This window comes from Streptomyces sp. NPDC054796, from assembly GCF_053611545.1.
The window spans coordinates 153,880-177,190 of sequence record NZ_JBSHAO010000015.1 but is presented as its reverse complement, the minus strand read 5'-3'; the positions used below and the strand labels follow the sequence as shown (position 1 = coordinate 177,190).

17 protein-coding genes are annotated in these 23,311 nt (G+C 72.3%); 2 read left to right on the top strand and 15 right to left on the bottom strand.

What is annotated here, in order from left to right; translation table 11 throughout:
* The 8 genes from tmk to bldG all read right to left on the bottom strand — a co-directional run.
* Positions 1-3,268, bottom strand: a 3,268-nt coding sequence (tmk, locus tag ACWGJ2_RS15755; protein ID WP_453346643.1) for a dTMP kinase, incomplete at its 3' end; no start/stop codon positions are given.
* Between the two features lie 305 nt (positions 3,269-3,573).
* A complete protein-coding gene (gene topA / locus ACWGJ2_RS15750) occupies positions 3,574-6,426 on the bottom strand; it encodes a type I DNA topoisomerase (RefSeq protein WP_453346642.1) in 2,853 nt (950 codons plus the stop codon).
* 161 nt (positions 6,427-6,587) lie between these two features.
* Complete coding sequence (locus ACWGJ2_RS15745) at positions 6,588-6,785, bottom strand: hypothetical protein (RefSeq protein WP_453346641.1); 198 nt, start codon at positions 6,783-6,785, stop codon at positions 6,588-6,590.
* 95 nt (positions 6,786-6,880) lie between these two features.
* Complete coding sequence (locus tag ACWGJ2_RS15740; protein ID WP_453346650.1) at positions 6,881-8,383, bottom strand: DUF7059 domain-containing protein; 1,503 nt, start codon at positions 8,381-8,383, stop codon at positions 6,881-6,883.
* Positions 8,384-8,728: 345 nt separating this feature from the next.
* Positions 8,729-9,295 (bottom strand): small secreted protein, encoded by a 567-nt coding sequence (locus tag ACWGJ2_RS15735; RefSeq protein WP_453346640.1) that lies wholly within the window; start codon positions 9,293-9,295, stop codon positions 8,729-8,731.
* Between the two features lie 256 nt (positions 9,296-9,551).
* Complete coding sequence (locus ACWGJ2_RS15730; RefSeq protein WP_453346639.1) at positions 9,552-11,960, bottom strand: sodium-translocating pyrophosphatase; 2,409 nt, start codon at positions 11,958-11,960, stop codon at positions 9,552-9,554.
* A 499-nt stretch (positions 11,961-12,459) separates the two neighbouring features.
* Entirely contained in the window at positions 12,460-12,939 is a 480-nt protein-coding gene (locus ACWGJ2_RS15725) for an ATP-binding protein (protein ID WP_453346638.1), read from the bottom strand.
* Positions 12,940-13,075: 136 nt separating this feature from the next.
* Positions 13,076-13,417, bottom strand: coding sequence for an anti-sigma factor antagonist BldG (gene bldG, locus ACWGJ2_RS15720; RefSeq protein WP_453346637.1), 342 nt, complete (start codon positions 13,415-13,417; stop codon positions 13,076-13,078).
* Between the two features lie 106 nt (positions 13,418-13,523).
* On the opposite strand from bldG, the gene ACWGJ2_RS15715 reads away from it, so the two are divergent.
* Positions 13,524-15,983, top strand: a complete 2,460-nt coding sequence (locus ACWGJ2_RS15715; protein WP_453346636.1) for a DEAD/DEAH box helicase — start codon at positions 13,524-13,526, stop codon at positions 15,981-15,983.
* Between the two features lie 95 nt (positions 15,984-16,078).
* Here the strand turns inward: ACWGJ2_RS15715 and ACWGJ2_RS15710 are convergent, their stop codons facing one another.
* The 7 genes from ACWGJ2_RS15710 to ssd all read right to left on the bottom strand — a co-directional run bounded on the left by ACWGJ2_RS15710 (position 16,079) and on the right by ssd (position 21,839).
* Positions 16,079-16,501, bottom strand: coding sequence for an Rv3654c family TadE-like protein (locus ACWGJ2_RS15710; protein WP_453346635.1), 423 nt, complete (start codon positions 16,499-16,501; stop codon positions 16,079-16,081).
* The gene (locus ACWGJ2_RS15705) at positions 16,473-16,841 is read right to left on the bottom strand and encodes a TadE family type IV pilus minor pilin (protein ID WP_453346634.1); all 369 of its coding nucleotides are present in this window, start codon (positions 16,839-16,841) and stop codon (positions 16,473-16,475) included. Before ACWGJ2_RS15705 ends, ACWGJ2_RS15710 begins: the two co-directional genes overlap by 29 nt.
* A 43-nt stretch (positions 16,842-16,884) precedes the next feature.
* A complete protein-coding gene (locus ACWGJ2_RS15700; protein WP_453346633.1) occupies positions 16,885-17,022 on the bottom strand; it encodes a DUF4244 domain-containing protein in 138 nt (45 codons plus the stop codon).
* Between the two features lie 317 nt (positions 17,023-17,339).
* Positions 17,340-18,338, bottom strand: a complete 999-nt coding sequence (locus ACWGJ2_RS15695) for a type II secretion system F family protein (RefSeq protein ID WP_453346632.1) — start codon at positions 18,336-18,338, stop codon at positions 17,340-17,342.
* Positions 18,335-19,192 (bottom strand): type II secretion system F family protein, encoded by an 858-nt coding sequence (locus ACWGJ2_RS15690; protein ID WP_453346649.1) that lies wholly within the window; start codon positions 19,190-19,192, stop codon positions 18,335-18,337. Before ACWGJ2_RS15690 ends, ACWGJ2_RS15695 begins: the two co-directional genes overlap by 4 nt.
* A gap of 68 nt (positions 19,193-19,260) precedes the next feature.
* Positions 19,261-20,463, bottom strand: coding sequence for a TadA family conjugal transfer-associated ATPase (locus ACWGJ2_RS15685; RefSeq protein ID WP_453346648.1), 1,203 nt, complete (start codon positions 20,461-20,463; stop codon positions 19,261-19,263).
* Positions 20,464-20,684: 221 nt separating this feature from the next.
* The gene (gene ssd / locus ACWGJ2_RS15680) at positions 20,685-21,839 is read right to left on the bottom strand and encodes a septum site-determining protein Ssd (RefSeq protein WP_453346631.1); all 1,155 of its coding nucleotides are present in this window, start codon (positions 21,837-21,839) and stop codon (positions 20,685-20,687) included.
* A gap of 453 nt (positions 21,840-22,292) precedes the next feature.
* Between ssd and ACWGJ2_RS15675 the strand changes: the two genes are divergently transcribed.
* Positions 22,293-23,132 carry an HAD family hydrolase gene (locus tag ACWGJ2_RS15675; protein ID WP_453346630.1) on the top strand — a complete coding sequence of 280 codons (840 nt, stop codon included), beginning with the start codon at positions 22,293-22,295 and terminating at the stop codon, positions 23,130-23,132.
* Positions 23,133-23,311: the final 179 nt, after the last annotated feature.

Below are 23,311 nucleotides of genomic sequence, written 5' to 3'. Positions count from 1 at the left end.
GCTTCTTCCCGTTGTCCTCGTCGTAGTCCCCGTACTCGCGACCGCCGAGCAGCTCGTCGGCCAGCGTGGGCACGTCGTCGAGGGGGGTCTCCTCGGCCCAGTCGGGGCGCGGCCTCGTGGGGCGGCCCGTCTCGGGGTCGATCTGCGGCATCTCCCGGGTGCGGTCCTCGCCCTCGGGCCCGTCGTCCGGGCCGCCGGGGTTCACCTGGGGGAGCAGCGCCGTCTCGTCGTCCTCGGCCGCGGGCCGTCCCGGCTGCCCGGCGTGCCCCGCCTGCGGGAGCAGCGCCGTACGCTCCGCGTCGGACTCCTCCGCGCCGTGGGCACCCTCCTTGGTCATCGAGTGCCGCACGCCCGGACCGCCCGAGCCACCGTGCCCGGCCGCCGCGTCCTCCGGATTCACCTGCGGAATCTGCGCCGTGTCCGCGTCCGAACCGTCGGGATCGCGCACGTCCCCCGGCAGCGGGTGCTCGGCCGTCCGCGACTGCTCCGCCGCACGCGCCTGCTCCGCGCGCAGCAGCGCCTCCTCGGCCTTGCGCTGCTTGTCGAGACGGCGCTCCTCGGCCTCGGCCCGCAGCCGGGCCTCCTCCTCGGCCAGCCGCCGCTGCCGCTCGATCTCGTCCTTGCGCGCCTGCTCCTCGGCCTCGCGCCGACGGCGCTCCTCCTCGGCGATGCGCCGTGCCTCCTCGGCCCGCTGCCGGGCCTCCTCGGCGCGGCGCGCCTCCTCGCGCTCCTTCTCCAGCTCGGCCTCGCGCCGCTTGCGCTCTTCCTCCTCGGCGCGCAGCCGGGCCATCTGCGCCTGACGCTCGCGCTCCAGGCGCTCTTCCTCTGCCTTGCGCGCGGCCTCTTCCTCGGCCTTCCTGCGCGCCTCCTCGATGGCGGCCTTACGGGCCTCCTCGCGGGCCTTGATCTCGGCCTCGGAGAGCGGAAGCACCTCGTCGAGCCGGTGGCGTACGACCGTGCTGACGGCCTCGGGCTCCTGGCCCGCGTCGACGACGAGATAGCGCGCGGGGTCGGCGGCTGCGAGGGTCAGGAAGCCGGACCGTACGCGCTCGTGGAACTCGGCGGGCTCGGACTCCAGCCGGTCGGGCGCCTCCGTGAACCGCTCGCGGGCCGTCTCGGGCGAGACGTCCAGCAGGACGGTGAGGTGCGGAACGAGCCCGTCCGTCGCCCAGCGTGAGATGCGGGCGATCTCCGTCGGCGACAGATCGCGGCCCGCGCCCTGGTAGGCGACGGACGAGTCGATGTAGCGGTCCGAGATGACGACGGCGCCGCGCTCCAGCGCGGGGCGGACGACGGTGTCGACGTGTTCGGCGCGGTCCGCCGCGTACAGCAGGGCCTCGGAGCGGTGCGAGAGCCCCGCTGAGGAGACGTCGAGCAGGATCGAGCGCAGGCGCTTGCCGATCGGCGTCGAGCCGGGCTCCTTGGTGACGACGACCTCGTGCCCCTTGGCGCGGATCCACTCGGCGAGGACCTCCACCTGCGTGGACTTGCCCGCGCCGTCGCCGCCCTCCAGCGCGATGAAGAAGCCGCTGGCGGCCGGGGCCTGGCGCGGCTGGCCGCCGCCGAACGCCTCGCGCAGGTCGCGCCGCAGCGGCACGCCCTGGCGGTCGTCGGCGCGGCCGAGGACCAGCGCGGCGACGGGCAGCAGCAGCGCGCCGACCAGCATCAGCGTGAAGGCGGCGCCGCCGTGGTCGATGACGAAGGCGCCCTGCTCGACGCGGTGCGGCCCGATCAGCGCGGCGAGCGCGGGCCCGGCCAGCGCGCAGACGGCGATGGCCAGGCGCACCACGGCCTGGAGGTGCTCGGTCGTACGGGGACGGCGGAAGTCCTCCGTCTCCTGGTCCAGCAGGGTGTGCCCGGTATTGGCCGCGACGCCCGCCGAGAGGCCGGCCAGCACGGCGAGCAGCAGCACGCTCGTGGGGTCGGACACGATGCCGGCGGCGAGCAGCGCGACGCCCGTCAGCGCGATGGCCAGCGCGAGCAGGCGCCTGCGCGAGAGCCCCTCCAGGACGCGGGGCGCGAGCCGGATACCGGCGACCGTGCCGCCCGTCAGCGCGAGGACGAGCAGCCCGAAGCCGACCGGGCCGCCGCCGAGATCGGCGGCGCGCAGCGGCGCGAGCGCGACAGCGGCGGCGACGGCGCCGCCTACGGCGGCCGACGCCAGCACGAGGAGCGGGATCGCGCCCGTGCGCCCCTTGTCGGTGCCGTCACCCTTACGGGGACGGCGCAGGCCCTCCAGGGGCGAGCGGGGACGCGGGGTCGCCGTGTCGGGGAACTGGAGGAAGTACACGATCGAGACCGCGGCGGCGAAGAGCCCGGCCGCCACGTAGGAGGCGAGAGCCGCCTGGTGGGTGTGGAACCAGTCGATGCCCGAGCCGAACAGGTTGCTGATCAGCGTGACGAGGACCAGCCCGGCCGCGGCGACGGGCAGCGAGACGAAGCCCGTGCGCAGCCAGAGGCGGCGCAGCGCGTCCTGGTGGTCGGGCAGGGGCCGCACGGCCGCGCCCTCGGGCGGCGGCGAGGGCAGCAGCGCGGGCGCCGCGCTGTCCTTCGCGATGGTCCACAGGCGCTCGCCGACGCCGAGCACGAAGACGGTGACGAGGACGAGGACGAAGGCGTTGGCCGGGGTCCAGTCGATCCACATGGGGGCGACGATCAGCGCGAGGGCCCGCACGACATCGACGCCGAACATGGTCCAGCGCCGGTCGAGCAGTCCCCTGGCCGAGGCGCCGCCCGCGCGGGTGCCGCCGGTGCCGGAGGCCTTGCCGCCCTTGGCTCCCTTGGCTCCCTTGGGGTCGGCGCCGTCCTTCGCGCCGTCGGCGCCCTTGCCGTCGCTCTCGCCCTTCTCCAGCGAGATCGTCGCGCCGCCCGTACCACTGCCCGCGCCGTCCGTGGCCTTGGCCTTGGCACCGGTGCGCGGCGAGGCCGCCCTGCCGGTTCCCCGCGCGGGGGTGACCAGCGCGGAGAGGGGGCCGAGGAGCACGGCGCCGAACAGCAGCGTGGACAGCAGCCGCACGGCGAACACGGAGGTGACGACCAGCGCCAGCCCCCGATAACCGCCGCCGAAGAGGGGACTGCCGCCCGTTGCCTGCACCGTCGCCGCCTGGAGGGCAAGCAGCAACAGCACCAGCAGTGCCAGCGCATCGCCGATCCCGCCGGTCAACTGCGCGCTCCACAGCCGTCGTAGCGGCGGATAGCGCAGCAGCGCCCCTACGGCGCTGTCGCGGGACTGTGCGGCGAGTGCGTCGTCGGGGGGTGGGGGGTTCACGCCCGTTGGCTGCTCTGCACGCGTCATCCCGCCAGCGTATAGCGAGCAGGGGGCCCCTTGTGCCGCCGCCCGAACAAATGGGCGGGCGAGGTGAGGCTTGTGGGGAGGAAGTGTTCTCCCTCGCCCCATCCGAACCTTCCGACCCTTTGGGCCGGAGTGCACCCGACTCCGCCCGGAGCGCGCGAGCCCCGGCGCACACGCCGGAGCGCCCCCGCCCCACCCCAAAGGGGGCAGGAACACGAGGGACTCCTCTTGATTCCGGTTGTTTCCGGTCTTACGTCCGGACGTGCTCCCGGTGGGCCCTGCTACTTGGCCGTCGTCGACTTCTTCGCGGTGGAAGCCGTCGTCTTCTTGGCCGGAGCCTTCTTCGCCGTCGTCTTCTTGGCGGCCGTTTTCTTGGCCGTGGAAGCCGAGGTCTTCTTGGCGGTCGTTTTCTTGGCCGTCGTCTTCTTGGCGGCCGGCTTCTTCGCCGCGGTCTTCTTCGCGGGGGCCTTCGCCCGCTTCTCCGCGAGCAGCTCGAAGCCGCGCTCAGGGGTGATCGTCTCGACGTCGTCGTCCCGGCGGAGCGTCGCGTTGGTCTCGCCGTCGGTGACGTACGGGCCGAAGCGGCCGTCCTTCACGACCACCGGCTTCTCGGTCTGCGGGTCCGTGCCCAGCTCCTTGAGCGGGGGCTTGGCCGCGGCCCTGCCGCGCTGCTTGGGCTTGGAGTAGATCTCCAGGGCCTCCGGCAGCGTGATCGTGAAGATCTGGTCCTCGCTCTCCAGGGAGCGCGAGTCCGTGCCCTTCTTCATGTACGGGCCGTAGCGCCCGTTCTGCGCGGTGATCTCCTCGCCCGACTCGGGGTCGGTCCCCACGACGCGCGGCAGCGACAGCAGCTTGAGCGCCTGCTCCAGCGTCACCGTGTCGAGCGACATGGAGCGCAGCAGCGAGGCCGTGCGCGGCTTGACCGCGTTCTTGCCGCTCTTCGGGGTGCCCTCGGGCAGGACCTCGGTGACGTACGGGCCGTAGCGCCCGTCCCGCGCCACGATCGGGCGGCCCGACTCGGGGTCGGTGCCCAGCTCGAAGTCGCCGCTGGGCTTGGCCAGCAGTTCCTTGGCGAGATCGACGGTCAGCTCGTCCGGAGGCAGGTCGTCCGGTACGTCGGCGCGCGGTCCGGTCTCCCCCTCTGTCTCGGCGGGGCCCTCCACGTAGGGGCCGTAGCGCCCGACGCGCAGGACGATGCCCTCGCCCACGGGGAAGGAGGAGATGCCCTTGGCGTCGATGGCGCCCAGGTCCGAGACGAGTTCCTTGAGGCCGCCGAGGTGGTCGCCGTCGCCGTTGCCCGAGTCGGCGGCCGAGCCGTCGGCCGCGCCGCCGCCCTCGCCGAAGTAGAACCGGCGCAGCCACGGCACCGCCTCCGCGTTGCCCGTGGCGATGCGGTCGAGGTCGTCCTCCATCTTGGCGGTGAAGTCGTAGTCGACGAGGCGCCCGAAGTGCTTCTCCAGGAGGCCGACCACGGCGAAGGAGAGGAACGAGGGGACGAGCGCGGTGCCCTTCTTGAACACGTAGCGCCGGTCGAGGATGGTGCTGATGATCGACGCGTACGTGGAGGGGCGCCCGATCTCGCGCTCTTCCAGTTCCTTGACGAGCGTGGCCTCGGTGTACCGGGCGGGCGGCTTGGTGGCGTGGCCGTCGACGGAGATCTCCTCGGCCGTGAGCGCGTCGCCCTCGCTGACCTGCGGCAGGCGTCGCTCGCGGTCGTCCAGCTCGGCGTTCGGGTCGTCGGAGCCCTCGACGTACGCCTTGAGGAAGCCGTGGAAGGTGATGATCTTGCCTGTCGCGCTGAACTCGGCGTCCCGGCCGTCCGCCGAGCGCCCGCCGACCTTCACGGTCACGGACTGGCCGACGGCGTCCTTCATCTGGGAGGCGACGGTCCGCTTCCAGATCAGCTCGTACAGCCGGAACTGGTCGCCCGTCAGGCCCGTCTCGGCCGGGGTGCGGAAGCGGTCGCCGGATGGGCGGATCGCCTCGTGCGCCTCCTGCGCGTTCTTGACCTTGCCCGCGTACGTGCGCGGCTTGTCCGGCAGGTAATCGGCGCCGTAGAGCTGCGTGACCTGGGCACGCGCGGCCGAGACCGCGGTGTCGGACAGGGTCGTGGAGTCCGTACGCATGTAGGTGATGAAGCCGTTCTCGTACAGCTTCTGCGCCACCTGCATCGTCGACTTCGCGCCGAATCCCAGCTTCCGGCTCGCCTCCTGCTGGAGGGTCGTCGTACGGAAGGGCGCGTACGGGGAGCGGCGGTACGGCTTCGACTCGACGGAGCGCACCGAGAACCGGGTGTCCTCAAGGGCCGCGGCCAGCGCGCGGGCGTTGGCCTCGTCCAGGTGGAGGACCTGGTCCGGGCTCTTGAGCTGCCCGTCGGAGCCGAAATCGCGGCCCTGTGCGACGCGCTTGCCGTCGACGGAGGTGAGCCTGGCGCCGAACGTGCCCGGGTCCGAGGCGTCCCCCGCCCGCCCCGTCGCGAAGGTGCCCGTCAGGTCCCAGTACTCGGCGGAGCGGAACGCCATGCGCTCGCGCTCCCGCTCGACGACCAGCCGCGTCGCGACCGACTGGACACGCCCCGCGGAGAGCCGGGGCATGACCTTCTTCCACAGGACCGGCGAGACCTCGTAGCCGTAGAGGCGGTCGAGGATGCGGCGGGTCTCCTGGGCGTCGACGAGGCGCTGGTTCAGATCGCGGGGGTTGCTGACCGCGTCGCGGATGGCGTCCTTGGTGATCTCGTGGAAAACCATCCGGCGGACCGGAACCTTCGGCTTGAGGACCTCGCGCAGATGCCAGGCGATGGCCTCGCCCTCGCGGTCCTCATCCGTGGCGAGGTACAGCTCGTCCGACTCGGCGAGCAGGTCCTTCAGCTTCTTGACCTGGTCCTTCTTGTCGCTGTTGACGACGTACAGCGGCTCGAAGTCATGATCCACATTGACGCCGAGGCGCGCCCAGGACTCGCCCTTGTACTTGGCGGGGACCTCCGCCGCGCCGTTCGGAAGGTCGCGGATGTGCCCGACGCTGGCCTCGACCACGTAGCCAGGACCGAGATAGCCCTTGATCGTCTTAGCCTTGGCAGGCGACTCGACGATCACGAGTCGGCGCCCGCCTTTTGCGGTCTCGCTGGTCGGGGACAACTTCTGCTCTTCTCTCCGGTTGGCAGTTGGCGTACGGCATCGGTGTCGCTGCGGAGTGTGACGGTACCTCCCGCCTCCATGTCAAACGGGAAAAGTCCGCAACGCCACTCGAACGGTAACCCGACAACCATCCATCCTGCCGCCCGGTGCTCACCGGACCCTCACCCCGAGAGCAGCACCCAGACGCCGGTGATGAGCGAAATCACGCCGAAAAGTCCGGTGAGCGCGGCAGCGGCGGCCGGGTGGTCGGCCTCGGCCACCGGCTGGCGCGACAGCACGCGCACCGAGGTCCACAGCAGCAGTCCGGCCCCGAACACGGCGAGGGCGGCTCCGGCGAAGACAGCGGGTCCACTTTCCATGCCGCGCACCCTTCCACCGGGAGCGGTCCCCCGTACGAACGCCAGGTGAACGCCGCACGGACTGCGCCCGGGAGCCGCGCCGGAGCGCGACGCCGCTACGCCCCGTCGGCCACCGCGTCCCCAGCGCTCTCCCCACTGCCCTCGACAGGAAGCAGGAAGCCCTGCTCCACCAGGAGGCGGATGGCTTCCGGCGTGCGGTCGCGCAGCACCACCGGGTCCTCGTCCACAAGCTGTGCGATGGCGTCCAGAATCCGGTCGGCCGGCAGTGAGCCGTCACACACCCCGGCGAACCCGGCGCCGACCGTGTCCACCTTCGTGGCGCGCCGCATCCCGCGGTTCTGGCGCAGCACGACGTGCTCGGGGTCCTCGGCCCCCGGCAGCCCGACCTGCTCCTGCACCACCTCGTCGGCGAGCACGAAGCGGTACTTGAGCAGGGCGGCGTCGTCCACGGAGCGCAGGAAGTCCTGGCGTGTGAAGTGCGACCTGATCTCCTCGCCGAGCGGCTGCTCGACCGGGTGCGGCCACTCCTCGGCGACGACGGAGGGGCTCTCGGCGCCCGACTTGCGCAGGGTGATCCAGCCGAAGCCCACCGCCTTGGTACCGCGGCGCTCGAACTCGTCCAGCCACGCGTCGTAGCGCGCCGCGTACTCGGCCGGATCTGTGCGGTGGTCCCCCGCGTCCCTGAGCCACAGCTCGGCGTACTGGGTGACGTCCTGCACCTCGCGCTGCACGATCCACGCGTCGCAGCCCGCCGGTACCCAGGACGTCACGCGCTCGCGCCAGTCCTCGTCGCCCCTGTGTTCCCAGTTGGCGAGGAGCTGGGAGTAGCCGCCGTCCGCCAGGTGGGCGGCCGAGCGCTCGACGAGCGTGCGGCACAGATCGTCGCCGCTCATGCCGCCGTCCCGGTAGGTGAGCCGGGCTCCGGGCGAGATGACGAAGGGCGGATTGGACACGATCAGGTCATACGGCTCCTCGTCGGCGACGGGGTCGAACAGCGACCCCTCGCGCAGCTCCGCCGCCTGCGCCCCGGACAGCGCGAGGGAGAGCGCCGCGCACTCCAGGGCACGCGGGTTCACGTCGGTCGCGGTGACCCGCGTCGCGTGCTGGGCGGCGTGCAGCGCCTGGATGCCGGACCCGGTACCGAGGTCGAGGGCGCGTGCGACAGGGGTGCGGACGGTGATCCCGGCGAGCGTCGTGGAGGCTCCGCCGATGCCGAGCACGATGTCCTCGGCACGCTGCCCGATCCCGGACGCGCCGCCGACGGCGCAGCCGAGGTCGGCGACGATCCACCAGTCCTGGCCCTCGGGGCCGCCGTACGGGCGGACGTCGACGCTGGCCCGTACGTTCCCCGCCGGGGCCCGCAGCAGCCAGCCGTCCTCCAGCGCGTCCTCGACGGGCAGCGCGACGCGGGCGCGTTCGTGGGGCACGGGCTGCTGGAGCAGGAAGAGCCGCACCAGGGACTCCAGCGGGCCTTCGCCGCGCGTGGCGCGCAGCGCGGGGACGGTCTCGCTGCGCGCGAGGGCCGCGTAGGCGGGCGCGCCGAGCAGTTCCAGCAGTCCGTCGGCGGTGAACCCGGCGGCCAGCAGCGACTCGCGCAGGCGCGCGGTGCGCCCGGGGTCGTCGGCGCGCGGGAGCCGCCCGCTTCCGGTCCCGTTCCGGGGCCGGCTCTGGTCCTGGCTGTGGCCTTGGGCCTGGTCCTGGTCCTGGGCCTGGGCCTGGCTGCGGCTCTGACGGGCGTCCTGGCTCGGGTTCTGACTGGTACTCACGCGGCCATTGTGTCCGAGGCGGGGCCCGCGCGGGTGCGGGGGCGCGCAGGCGTCGCAGGCCGGTGCGAGGCGGTACGGGCCGGTGCGGTCCAGGGCGTGGCGGGCGAGGCGGGCGAGGGCGTGGCGAGTGGGGCGGCGGCCCGGGTGAGCCCGGGCCGCCATGGGGGCCGCCCGGCCCTACGAGCTCTGGGACGCGTTGGGCGAGGGCTTCTTGCAGCCCTTCTGGTTGGCCATCGCCTTGCCCAGGTCACCGGACTGGAGCTTGCTCAGCGCCTCGTCGCCGCTCTTGCCCAGCGAGTCGAGCTTGGTGGCGATGCCCTTGAGGCCCTCGGCGAACTTCGCCTGGTCCTTGGTGTCGAGCCCGTCGACGGTCGTCTTCAGACCCTTGTACTTCTTCGAGATGCTCCTCAGTTCCTTGACCGCGTCCTTCTGGGTCTTCTCGCCGTCGTCGACGGGCGGGGCGCCCGCGTCCTCGACCGCGTCGGCGAGGGACCCGTAGGCGTCGGAGATCTGCTGGAAGGCAGCCGCGTCGGTCTTCTGGACCTCCTCGGACGACTTCTTCTGCTGGGAGGCGTCGTCGATGGAGGCATTGGCCTTCTGGATCTTGCTGACCTGTGGCTGCACCTGGTCGCAGACCTTCTTGGCCCACTCGTCCGTCTTCTTGTCGCTGTCGTCGCTGCAACCGGACAGCGCGAGTACGAGTGCCGCACAGCCGGAGAGTGCAGCCGCAAGCTTCTTGTTCACCGGATCGGTCCCTTCCGTGGCTGTTCGGCCCGGAACATACACGCCAAGAGGGCACCAACGGCGAGTCGAACGATCCTTCTGACCACTATTGCAGCCATTTGCACTAAAAGCGCACCGGCTGACCCATGGGCCTCATTGGGATATCCCTCACACGAATAGGCGGGTGGACGGGGCGTCAAAGCGCCTCGTCCACCCGCGAGTTGGGTGGGATTGTCCGCGTTTCTCCGGCCGGTGTCCGGCCGGTCTCCGGTCGCGGCTAGGTGGCGGTCACCGGATCGCTCGGCTTGGTCGTCCGTTCCGTGTTGCCTTCGTCACCGTCGCTGTCCCCGACGGCGATGCCGCGCCGCTTCGAGACGTAGACCGCGCCGACGATCACGGCGATGGAGACGGCCGCGACCACGACCCGGGCGCCCACGTTCGCCTCGTCGCCGTAGCTGAACTGCACGACGGCGGGCGCGATGAGCAGCGCGACGAGGTTCATCACCTTCAGCAGGGGATTGATCGCGGGGCCCGCCGTGTCCTTGAACGGGTCGCCGACCGTGTCGCCGATGATGGTGGCCTCGTGCGCCTCGCTGCCCTTGCCGCCGTGGTGCCCGTCCTCGACGAGCTTCTTGGCGTTGTCCCAGGCGCCTCCGGAGTTCGCGAGGAACACCGCCATCAGGGTGCCGGCGCCGATCGCGCCCGCCAGGAAGGCGGCCAGCGCGCCGGCCCCGAAGGTGAAGCCCACGAAGATCGGGGACATCACGGCGAGCAGGCCCGGCGTGGTCAGCTCGCGCAGCGCGTCCTTGGTGCAGATGTCGACGACGCGCCCGTACTCCGGCTTCTCGGTGTAGTCCATGATCCCGGGCTTCTCCCGGAACTGGCGCCGCACCTCGTAGACCACCGCGCCCGCGGAGCGGGAGACGGCGTTGATCGCCAGCCCGGAGAAGAGGAAGACGACGGCCGCGCCGAACATCAGGCCCACCAGGGTGCTGGGCTGCGCGATGTCGAGCAGTTCCAGCATCTTCCCGCTCTTCTCTCCTGCCTCGCTCAGCGCGGAGACCAGCTCCGTGCGGTACGAGCCGAAGAGCGCCGACGCGGCCAGTACGGCCGTGGCGATGGCGATGCCCTTGGTGATGGCCTTGGTGGTGTTGCCCACCGCGTCCAGGTCGGTGAGCACCTGGGCGCCCGCGCCCTCGACGTCGCCCGACATCTCGGCGATGCCCTGCGCGTTGTCGGAGACGGGGCCGAAGGTGTCCATGGCGACGATGACGCCGACGGTGGTCAGCAGACCGGTACCGGCCAGCGCCACCGCGAACAGCGCCAGCATCACCGTGCCGCCGCCGAGCAGGAAGGCGCCGTACACGCTGAGCCCGATGAGCAGCGCGGTGTAGACGGCGGACTCCATGCCGATGGAGATGCCCGCGAGGACGACGGTGGCGGGCCCGGTGAGCGAGGTCTTGCCGATGTCGCGCACGGGCTTGCGGGTCGTCTCCGTGAAGTACCCCGTCAACTGCTGGATCACGGCGGCCAGGACGATGCCGATGGCGACGGCGACGATCGCGAGGACCCTCGGGTCGCCGCTGTGGCCCAGCACCTCCTGCGCGTCGGTCCCCGACACGCCGTTCAGGTCGGCGTAGCTGGAGGGGAGGTAGACGTAGGCGGCGGCGGAGACCAGCACCAGGGAGACCACGGCGGAGATGAAGAAGCCGCGGTTGATGGCGGTCATGCCGCTGCGGTCGGCACGGCGCGGGGCGACCGTGAAGACGCCGATCATGGCCGTGATGACGCCGATGGCCGGGACCATCAGGGGGAAGGCGAGGCCCGCGTCGCCGAAGACCGCGGTGCCCAGGATGAGCGCCGCCACGAGGGTGACCGCGTACGACTCGAAGAGGTCGGCCGCCATGCCCGCGCAGTCGCCCACGTTGTCACCGACGTTGTCGGCGATGGTGGCCGCGTTGCGCGGGTCGTCCTCGGGGATGCCCTGCTCGACCTTGCCGACGAGGTCGGCGCCGACGTCCGCCGCCTTGGTGAAGATGCCGCCGCCGACACGCATGAACATCGCGATCAGCGCGGCACCGAGACCGAAGCCTTCCAGGACCTTGGGCGCGTCGGCCGCGTAGACGAGCACCACGCAGGCCGCGCCGAGAAGTCCGAGCCCGACCGTGAACATTCCGACGACGCCGCCCGTACGAAAAGCGATCTTCATCGCCTTGTGCGAAACGCTCGTCAGATCATGTGCGGGTTCGCCCTCGGCAGGTGTCGCCTCACGTGCCGCAGCGGCAACACGAACATTGCTGCGTACCGCGAGCCACATGCCGATATAGCCGGTTGCCGCGGAGAATACCGCGCCGACCAGGAAGAACAACGAACGGCCTAGCCGCTGGTTCATATCGTCTGCGGGCAACAGCATGAGCAGGAAGAAGACCACGACGGCGAAAACGCCGAGCGTACGCAACTGCCGTGCGAGGTAGGCGTTCGCGCCTTCCTGCACGGCAGCGGCGATCTCCTTCATGCGGTCTGTGCCCTCGCCTGCGGCGAGCACTTGTCGTACCAGCACCACGGCGACGCCGAGGGCCGCGAGGGCCACCACGGCGATCACGATGACGAGGCCACGGTTGGCGCTTGTCAGTACGGCGTCGGCGAGATGCTGGTGGTTCTGAAGTGGGGTGAGATGCCCCGCCATTCGTCCTCCTTGACGTTGGGGCAGGGGCGCGCGGTAGGGCGCTCAGCTCCTGCTGCAAAGATGTGGACGGATTGTAGGGATCAGCACTAGATCAAAACAGAGCGCCACAGCGGTATTTCGCCTGCAACAGCCAGGATCAAAAGGATCGGGCCCAGGAAATTCCCTCGCATGAGGGAGGGTGACAAATTCGCTGACGCTGTAAAGAATGATCGTGTGGGGTCATGAAAAATTCCCGGATACCCCGGAAAAGCGCCCGGGGCGCGTGGGGTTGGTGGGGCGTCAGGGGCGCGAGGGGTTACGCGCGGGGTGCGCCCGGTGGGCCGTTGGGGACGGAGCGGAGAACATCCGTACGGGAAGATCGGGGCGCAAACACACGTCCGCCCCACCCGGGCCCGGAGGCCGGACGGGGCGAACGCGCATGTATGAGTTCAGGAACGTACGGGTTCAGAGGTGTACGGGCCTCTGTGACGCTCAGCGAGGGAACGCGGGGCCGCGGGGCTCAGGGGAGCACGGGCTCCGGGGAGACGGGCCAGCTCATCCGGATCAGCCCGCCGTTCTCGTCGGCGGTGACCTCGACGTCGTCGACGAGCCCGCTGATCACCGCGAGCCCCATCTCGCCGTCGGCCTCGTCCTCGTCACCCGCGTGGCCGGAGCCGTCGCCGCCGCTCCCGTTACGGGCGCCGGGCACCAGCGTGCCATCGCCGCCCACCGTCACGGCCGAGGGGACGGCCGGGGCCTCGTCGCCGACCTCGATGGAGAACTTCTTCTCCTCCTCGATCAGCGCCACCCGCACCGGGCTCTCCACGCCGTTGCTCACATGCAGCCCGACGGCGCGTGTGCACGCCTCGCCCACCGCCAGCCGCACCTCGTCCAGCACGGCCTCGTCCACTCCGGCGCGCCGCGCGACGGCGGCGGCTACCAGCCTCGCCGTCCGCACATGCTCAGGCAGCGCGCTGAAGCGGAGTTCCACGGTGGCCATGCCATCCCCCTCGGGTCTTTCCTTGCTCACTCGCGAGGGGCGGGCTGAGAGGGCCCGGCCCCGGCGTCCGGTGTCCAGTCCGTCGTCGCGCCCGCCGCCCAGCGGCCCAGTGGCCGTCGGACGGCGGGGACGGACGTCAGTCGGTGGCCGCTACGGCTTCGTCGACGGAGCCGTGGATCGGGAACACCTTGGTGAGACAGGTGATCCGGAAGATCTTGAGAATGCGCTCCTGGTTGCAGACCAGACGCAGTGAGCCCTCGTGGGCACGAACACGCTTGAGTCCTCCGACGAGCACCCCAAGGCCGGTGGAGTCCAGGAAGTCCACGCCTTCCATGTCCACTACGAGGTGATAGCTGCCATCGTTCACAAGCTCGACCAGCTGCTCGCGCAGCTTGGGCGCGGTATATACGTCAATCTCGCCACCGACCTCGACGATCGTCCGATCGCCTACGGTCCGGGTCGACAGGGACAGGTCCACGGATCCTCCAGCACCTTGCTATCGAGTCGTCCGCCCCCGAAGCCTCCCGGCCGAGGCAGGGTACGGATCGGCAGCCGCAGAGGCATTCAATCACTTACGAGCCTGCGTGCACGACGCCTTGCGGGCATTGTCCGTCACGCTGGTGACACCCACAGTGTCAGTGGCCGCCGGACAGCGCCAACGGTCCACGAGCGTACGCTCACGTGCTGTGCCCTCCCGCAAGGTCTCCCACAACGACCCCCGCACGGTGCTCGACCGTCTCACCGCGGGGGCGGAACGCGCTGAGCGCATCACCCATACGGAGCACTTGCCCCCGCGGATCGGTCGCCATGCGGAATGGCCTGACCTGATCCGGCCTGAAGTGATCGAAGCCGTTCGCTCAGCGGGCATTGAACAACCATGGGAACATCAGTCCCGTGCGGCACGGCACGCCCTGTGCGACGAGTCGGTGATCATCGCCACGGGCACCGCCTCGGGCAAGTCCCTCTCCTATCTCGTGCCGACCCTCAGCGCCCTCCTCGACGGCTCGGAGGCGCCCAACGGCCGGGGCACCACAGCGCTCTACCTGTCCCCCACCAAGGCTCTCGCCGCTGACCAGCGGCGTTCCATCGCCGATCTGGCCGCCCCGCTGGGGACCGCCGTGCGGCCCGCCGTCTTCGACGGGGACACGCCGGTCGAGGAGCGCGAATGGGTTCGGCTCTTCGCGAACTACGTCCTCACCAACCCGGACATGCTCCACCGCGGCATCCTGCCCGCCCACGCCCGCTGGTCCTCCTTCCTGCGCGCCCTGCGCTACGTCGTCATCGACGAGTGCCACACCTACCGCGGGGTCTTCGGCTCCCACGTCGCCCAGGTCATACGGCGTCTGCGCAGGCTGTGCGCCCGCTACGGCTCCGACCCCGTCTTCCTCCTCGCCTCCGCGACGGCCGCCGACCCCGGTGAGGCGGCCACCCGGCTGACCGGATTGCCCGTGACGGAGATCACTGAAGACAGTTCGCCGCGCGGCGAGTTGGTCTTCGCGCTCTGGGAGCCCCCGCTGACCGAGCTGGAGGGCGAACGGGGCGCGCCGGTCCGCCGCACCGCCACCGCCGAGTCCGCCGAACTGCTGACCGACCTGGCGGTCCAGGGCGTACGCACCGTCGCCTTCGTCCGCTCACGGCGCGGCTCCGAGCTGATCTCCCTCATCGCCCAGGAGCGGCTCGCCGCCGTGGACCGGGGCCTGGCCTCACGGGTCGCCGCGTACCGCGGCGGCTATCTCCCCGAGGAGCGCCGCGCCCTCGAACAGGCCCTGCACACCGGCGAGCTGCTCGGCCTCTCCGCCACCAGCGCGCTGGAACTGGGCATCGACATCTCCGGTCTCGACGCGGTCCTGATCACCGGCTACCCGGGAACCCGGGCCTCCGTCTGGCAGCAGGCAGGGCGCGCGGGCCGGAAGGGGCAGGGGGCGCTGGCCGTACTCGTCGCCCGCGACGACCCGCTGGACACCTATCTCGTCCACCACCCCGAATCCCTCTTCGAGCAGCCCGTCGAGACCACCGTCCTGGACCCCGACAACCCGTACGTCCTCGCCCCGCACCTGTGTGCGGCAGCATCCGAAATCCCCCTCTCCGAGGCCGACTCGGCGCTCTTCGGCCCCGCCTTCCCCGAACTGACGGCCCAGCTCGAAGAGCGCAAGCTGCTGCGCCGCCGGGGTGCCTCCTGGTACTGGACGCGCAAGGAGCGGGCGGCCGACCTCACCGACATCCGGGGCTCGGGCGGCAGCCCCGTACAGATCGTCGAGGCGGCCACGGGGCGCCTCCTCGGCACCGTCGACGCGGCGGCGGCGCACACCACCGTCCACGACGGCGCCGTCCACCTCCACCAGGGCCGCACCTACGTCGTCGAGCACCTCGATCTGGAGGACTCCGCCGCGCTGGTGGAGGAGGCCAGCCCGCCCTGGACGACGATGGCCCGCGACACCACCTCCGTCGCCGTCCTGGAGACCGAGACCGAGATCCCCTGGGGGGAGGCGCGGCTGTGCTTCGGGACCGTCGAGGTCACCAACCAGGTCGTCTCCTATCTGCGCCGACGTGTCATCACCGGCGAGGTGCTCGGCGAGACGAAGCTCGACCTCCCTCCGCGCACCCTGCGCACCCGCGCCGTCTGGTGGACGGTCACCGAGGACCAGCTCGACGCCGCCCGGGTCAACCCGGAGATCGTTCCCGGAGCCCTGCACGCTGCCGAGCACGCCTCCATCGGCCTGCTGCCCCTCTTCGCCACGTGCGACCGCTGGGACATCGGCGGCGTCTCCGTACCCCTCCATCCCGACACGCTCCTTCCCACGGTCTTCGTGTACGACGGCCACCCCGGCGGGGCGGGCTTCGCCGAACGCGCCTTCCGTACGGCCCGCGAATGGCTCACCGCCACCCGCGACGCCATCGCCGCCTGCGAGTGCGAGGCGGGGTGCCCCTCGTGCATCCAGTCGCCCAAGTGCGGCAACGGCAACGACCCCCTCCACAAGCGCGGCGCCGTCCGCCTCCTCTCCGAACTCCTCTCCTCCGCCCCCGAGCCCTCGCCTAGCCCCTGACTCCTGTTCCTGGCCCCCGCGCCGGGCTGTGGGGCGAGGCGCGGGACCGGGGCGTTCGGCCTGGTGCCGGCCCTGGAACCGGTGCCGGTGCCGGGCTAAGGGGGGCGGGGCGGGCCGGACAGTGCCTCGGAGCGGGACGCCGTGGTGAGCGAGGGGGTGGGCGACGGGGTGGGCGTGGGCGGCCCCGCCCGTGCCCGTACCTCCGGCGCGTACGGCCCCCACCGCGCCCCCACCGTCACATCGGCCACCTCACCCCGCACCGCGCAACGGGCCAGCCACGTCCGCTGCGCCGCCGCCACCCTGCGTGCCCCGTCACAGGCGCGGGCCTCGCCTTCCAGGGCATGGCCCGCGGCCGCGAGCGCCGCGAGATCGGCGCCGCCGCCCGCTCTGTGGCGAGCCGCGACCGCCTGCCCCAGCCCCAAGACCACCGCGAGCACTCCGCACAGCACCACGGCGGTCAGGGCCGCCCACACCGTCGCCGAACCCCGGTCAGCGCTCCCCGTCACGTCCGGCCTCATGGCCCACCCCCTCCGCGTCCGCGCCCACACTCGCCTCGTCCAGGGCGACCGCGTCCGCGTCCAGCTCGACCGTCAACGCCCCTGGCCCCGCCGTACGCGCCCGCACCCGTACCCGCACGAGGTCGCCCTCCTTCGCCGTCGTGACCCGTGCTCCGTGGGGCGCCGCCGAACGCACGGCATCCCGCACTCCCCCTTCCGTCTCGCCCCGTGCCGCCGCACGGGCTCCCGCGCGTGCCCCGTCCACACACTGGATCTGGGTGGCCGCCGCCATGACGCCCCACAGCAGCACCGCGGTCAGCAGCACCAGCGTGGGAATCACCACGGCGGCCTCAGCCGTCACGGAGCCCTGGTCGGCGGCGCCTCTCGCGCGGCCGAACCCACCGTCAGAACTGGGCACTGAGCGCCCTCTCGATGAGCTGCTGCATCTGCGCGCTGACCGCTCCGCTGGTGACGACCTTGTAGAGCACAGCCGCGAACCCGCAGGTGGCGATGGTTCCCACCGCGTACTCGGCGGTACTCATCCCCGCGTCCCTCGACGCTCCACGTCCACGCAGGCACAGCCGGAACCCCGTCCGCACCGCTTCCCCCTTGGCGTTCATCACGTCCCCCTTCTCGTCCCGTGTCCCGCTTTGACCGCTGGGCCCTCTCGCCCGGCGGCTTCCTCCCGGCCACCGATCCCTCTCCGCGCGGGCCTCCGCCCGACGGGTCGGCTCTCTTCCGGCTCCCCCTTTCTGGTTTCCGGCCCCTCCCTTCGTTCCCCGCCCGGGATCGCGAGCCGAGCGACGGCGCCTTTTCGACGGGCCGCCCGGCCGCCCCGCACGTCCGCCCGTCCGGCCGCTCACAGCAGGGAGCGGGCCAGCCCCATCACCACGGGCGCGACGCCCACCGCCAGGAAGGCGGGCAGAAAGCACAGGCCGAGCGGTCCGGTGACCAGGACGGCCGCGCGACGGGCCCTGGCCGTGGCCGTGCGGGCTCCGCGCGCTCTCAGCTCGGCCGCCAGCCGCGTCACCGGCTCCACCGCAGGAACCCCCGCACTTCCGGCCCGCTCCAGACAGCGGGCGAGCTGCGCGCCTCCGGGAAACGCCCCGAAACGGCCCCACACATCGGCCGGTTCGCCCCCGAGCCTCAGCTCCGTAGCCGCTCTCACCAGGCGCTCTCCCAGCGGCCCGCCCTGGGAGCGGCCCACCGCTTCGGCCGCGGCGCCCGGCGCTGACCCCGCGGCGAGGCAGGCGGCCAACAGCTCCGCCGTCAACGGAAGCTGGCCCTCCGTCATCCGTGCCTCCGCCGCCGCCTCAGCCCCCTCCCCCCGCCCCAGCCGGGCCCGCGACCACCACCACGCCGCGCACGCGCACGCGCCCCCGAGCGCCCACCCGACGCCCCCGTCCACGAGCACCACCCCTAGAGCGGCGGCCCCGGCAGCGGCGGCGCCCTCCCGTAAGGGCCACCGGTCCATCGCCTTTCGCAGCCCGGCCCGTCCCGCAAACCGCCCGGCCCAGGGGCGGGCCCCGGTCCTGGTGGCCCCGCCGCTCGACGGCTCCGCCTCGACTGCTCCCTCTCCCTCGTCAGCGCCGCCCGCTCCTGGCCGACGCCCCGAACTCACCGGCTCCCCGTGCCCCGGCCCCGCGAACAGGCGCCCCGCCTTGCGCCGCCCGCCTCGCTCGCGGCACCAGCCCAGCGAGGTGCCCGCGAGACAGCCGACGCAGACCAGCACCGCGATCCACCACACCGTCACGCCCGCCCCGATGACCTCACCGGCCACGTTCAGCGCACCCCGTGCACCCGGCCCCTGCGCACCGGAGACATCCGCCGTCCGGGCAACGCTTGCCGCGCCGCTCATGCCACCTCCCCCTTCGCGTCGCCGCCTCCGGGCGTGCCCTGCGCCGACCGCACCAGGCGCGCGACCCACACCAGCCCGGCCCACTCCAGGAGCCCGCCGACGAGCAGGCAGCCGAGTCCGGCGGGACTGTGCAGGAGCACCCGCAACGGATCCGCGCCCATCGCGCTGCCCAGCAGCAGTCCGAAGGCCGGAAGCAGTGCCAGCACCGCCGCCGTGGAGCGCGGGCCTGCCAACTGGGCGCGCAGTTCCTCTCTCTGGTCCCGCTCGGCGCGCAGCGCCGCGGCGACCCTGTCCAGTCCCTCCGCGAGGCCGGCGCCCCCTTCCACGGACACCTGCCAGCAGGCCGCGACCCCGCGCAGTCCTGCGGCGCCCGGTGCCCGGGAGGCGTGGTCGAGCGCGTGGGGGACGTTCCCGCCGTAGTGGGCGGCGGCGAGGACGGGCGCCCCCGCCTCGCCGAGGCTCCGCAGCGCCTCCGCGCCCGCCACGAGCAGGGCGCGGTCCGGCTGCCGCCCCGCCCGCAGTTCGCCGGAGACGGCGGCGCACAGCTCCACCACAGCGCACTCGCGGCTCTCCGCGCGCCGCCGACGCTCCCGCGCCCGCAACCGACGGCGCACCAGGGGCACCGCCACCAGCCCGGCGAGCAGCGGCAGCCAGGACTCCCCGAGCAGTCCCAGGAGCGCTCCCCCGAGCAGACACCACCACTCGTGGCCCGCCCGCTCCCCGAACACCGCCCGCACACGCGGTGCCGCCCACGCGGTCCACCAGACGGGCGCCCTCGGCGTCCGCGCACCCGCCTCGCCGCCGCCCGCGAGCAGCAGCCGGGCCCTGCGCATCCCGTCCTCGCGCCCTGCCATCAGCAGGACGGCGGCACCGAGGCACACCGCCGCGTACACCGGTGCCGTCTCCGTGTTCGTCAGCGTCGTCACGGCCGCCGCCTCCCCTCGGCCCTGTCAACGGCCCCGAGAACCTCGCCAGGGCCGAGCCCCTCGTGCGGCCCGAGCCCCTCGCCCGTGCCCCGGCCGCACAGCCGACGCAGCCGCTCCCAGCCGCGCCCCGCCACAAAGCCCCGTTCGCCCCACAGCGCGGCGGGGACGGTCGTGACCAGGCCCTTCGCATCGCGCTCCAGCACATGGATCTCGGCGATGCGCCGCCGCCCCGCGCGGTCCCGCACGAGGTGCACCAGCACATCGAGCGCGGCGGCCAACTGGCTGTGCAGGGCGGCGCGGTCCAGACCGGCCGTCGTCCCCAGGGCCTCCAGCCGGGCGGGCACATCGGACGCGGCGTTGGCATGGACCGTGCCGCAGCCGCCTTCGTGGCCCGTGTTGAGCGCGGCCAGCAGATCGGTGACCTCGGCGCCGCGCACCTCTCCGACGACGAGGCGGTCGGGCCGCATCCGCAGCGCCTGGCGCACCAGATCGTCGAGCCCCACACGTCCCACCCCCTCCTGGTTGGCGGGCCGTGCCTCCAGCCGGACGACGTGGGGGTGGTCAGGGCGCAGTTCGGCCGAGTCCTCCGCCAGCACGATCCGCTCCTCCGGGCCGACGAGCCCGAGCAGGGTGCTCAACAGCGTGGTCTTGCCGGTGCCGGTACCGCCGCTGATGAGGAAGGAGAGCCGCGCGTCCAGCACAGCCCGCAGCAGCGCGTCGCCCCCTGGCGGGACCGTGCCCGCCGCGACCAGTTCGTCCAGGCCGAAGGCCCGTGGCCGCACCACGCGCAACGAGAGGCACGTGCAGCCGACGGCGACGGGTGGCAGCACCGCGTGCAGCCGGGTGCCGTCCGGCAGGCGGGCATCGACCCAGGGCCTGGCATCGTCCAGCCGCCGACCCGCCGTTGTGGCCAGGCGCTGGGCCAGCCGTCGGACGGACGCCGCGTCCCGGAAGCGCATCTCCGTACGCTCCAGACCCCGGCCGCGGTCCACCCAGACCTCGTCCGCGCGGGTCACCAGCACATCGGTGACCTCCGGATCGGCCAGCAGCGGTTCGAGCGGGCCCGTGCCCACCATCTCCGAACGCAACTCCTCCACCACGCCCAGCACCGCGCTGTCCCCCAGCAGACGGCCCTGGGAGCGCAGCGCGGCGGCCACCCGGGCCGGTGTCGGCTCCGCGCCCGACTCGGCGAGCCGCATCCGCACCGAGTCCAGCAGGGTCTCCGCCGCCGCATACCGCTCCGGTGCGCCCACGCCCACCCCCACGCCCGCCGGGCGCCGCGCGAGCACCCGACGCGCCTCGTGACCGCGGCCGCGACCGTGACCGCCGCCGTGACGCCGGCCGCCGAAGCCCGACGGGCCCTCCTGCCCGTCCCCAACCCGCTGGCCCTCTGCACCGCCTCGCCGCTCCGTGCGCCCGTTCACGCCGCCACCCCTCCGTCGCTCACGCCGCCGCTCAGGGCCTGGGCCCAGAACTCGCGGCAGAAGCGGGCAAGCGCGCCGGTCTCGCGTGCGCCTGGGGGCACGCCCCTGTCGACGTCGTCCAGGAGGCCCGGCTCCCAGGGGAGTTCGCCCGCGAGCGAGAGCCCCAGCAGCCGCGCGACCTCCTCCTCGTCCAGCCCCGGCCCGTAACCCCGGGGGCCGCCGGGGCCGCCCGGAGTGCGCACCAGGGCCCGGAGATCGCGCAGCACCAGCCGGGCGCGGGAGGAGACCCGGTGGGCCGCGGCGACGGCGCGCAGCTCGGCGGGCACGACCACGAGTCCCAGATCGAGCAGTGCCAGCACCTCGGCGACCGTCTCGTCCACCCGGCGCGGCAGATCGACGACGACCACCCCGGCGCGCCGCCGCGCGGCGGACAGCACGGACTTCATCGCGTCCGCCGGGATCAGCACGGACTCTCCCCGGTCCCAGCTCAGCACGCTCACGTCGTGCAGTCTCGGCAGCGACTCCTCCAGCGCGACACCGCCGAGCCGTCCCCGCGACTCGGCGAACGCGGGCCAGCGCAGCCCCTCGGCGCGCTCGCCGCCGAGCAGCACGTCCATGCCTCCGCCGAGCGGATCGGCGTCGACGAGCATGGTGCGACGGCCTTCGCGCGCGGCCGTCACCGCGAGGGCGCAGGCCAGAGTGGAGGCTCCGGAACCGCCACGTCCGCCGAGGACCCCGACCGTCAGCGCGGGCCTGCCCACGCCCTCGGCCGCGTCGGCGATGCGGCCGGTGAGCCAGCTCTCGGCATCGGGGAGGAGGACCACGCCCTCCGCGCCGATACGGGCGCCGCGCTCCCACACTCCCGAATCGTCCAGGTCCCGGCCGACCAGCAACACGCCCGGCCTGCGCGGTGCTCCACGTGGCCCACCACCCGAGGCGCACCCCAGCCCCTCCGCGCCCGCGCAGTCGTCACCGACCAGGACCAGGGGCACCTTCTCCCACGCGGCGGCTCCGCTCCAGCCCGCCCAGCTCAGGCGGTCGGCCGGGGCACCGTGCGCCACCTCGGCCTCGGCTCCCGCCGCCGCGCACAACCGCAGCAGATCATCGAGGAGTTCCTCGTCCTCCGTGACAATCAGAATGGTTTCGGCCACGATCCGCTCCCCCTTCACACATGACACCCTCGCTTCCGCAAACACCCGTGGGTGCTGCCGGGAATCACTGTGCGGCGAACGCGAAAAACTTGAGGATCATGGTCCAAAACCGTGAACAACTCGGGGGTTGTGAATAACTTCTTCACTCATCCCGGTGACTTCCGGAGAGCAGCAATGCGATTACGCTGAGTGACGGTTCTCATGGATCCACAGAGCTCGTCCACGAAGATCGCGAAGGGAGGGATCCAGAGGCATGGATTCCGGAAAATGCCCCCGGACATGCGACGACCCCCGCCGGGGGGGAGAGCGGGGGTCGTCTCCACGGCCGACTCGGGGGGGGAGGAGTCGGGCCGGGTTAGCACGGTCGCGAACGATCCGTGACTTCCATGGTGTACCCGAGAGCCTTCTCAGGCAAACCCACGCGCCCCACCTTACGCCGAATGGTTGGCGCCTATGCTCGCCATCGTGGAAAACCTAGCGATGCCCCGTACAGCCGCCTTCTTCGACCTGGACAAGACGGTCATTGCGAAGTCGAGCACGCTCACCTTCGGCAAGTCCTTCTACCAAGGTGGCCTGATCAATCGCCGTGCCGTACTGCGCACCGCCTACGCCCAGTTCGTATATCTCCTGGGTGGGGCCGACCACGACCAGATGGAGCGGATGCGGGAGTATCTCTCGGCTCTGTGCCGCGGCTGGAACGTGGAGCAGGTCAAGGAGATCGTTGCCGAGACCATCCACCAGCTCATCGACCCCATCATCTACGACGAGGCCGCCTCCCTCATCGAGGAGCACCACCTCGCAGGACGCGATGTGGTCATCGTCTCCACCTCGGGGGCCGAGGTCGTGGAGCCGATCGGCGAGATGATCGGCGCCGATCGCGTCGTCGCGACCCGCATGGTCGTCGAGGACGGCTGCTACACGGGCGAGATCGAGTACTACGCCTACGGCCCGACCAAGGCCGAGGCCATCGCCGCGCTCGCGGAGTCCGAGGGCTACGACCTCAGCCGCTGCTACGCCTACAGCGACTCGGCAACCGACATCCCCATGCTGGAGTCCGTCGGCCATCCGCACGCCGTCAATCCCGACCGGACACTGCGCAAGGAGGCACTCACCCGGGAGTGGCCCGTCCTCTCCTTCTCCCGCCCGGTGCGCCTCAAGCAGCGCATTCCCAGCCTGTCGATGCCCTCCCGGCCCGCGCTCGCGGTCACCGCCGCTGCCGTGGGAGCGGCGGCGGCGACAGCCGGACTGGTCTGGTACACGAGTCGAAGGCGTGCCCGATTCGGCAGCTTTTGAAGCGGAAAGTAAAGAACTGCGTCGAGGGGTTCCGCTTGCTCTCCTCACGCAGTACAAAGGAATCAGCGGCCCGCGAGACCAACGGCATCCGAGAGGATCCCGTTCACGCATCAAGGCCCACGGACCGTACGCATGAACACAGGGCACCCACGCGACGCCTAGCCCGCGTATCGGGCACG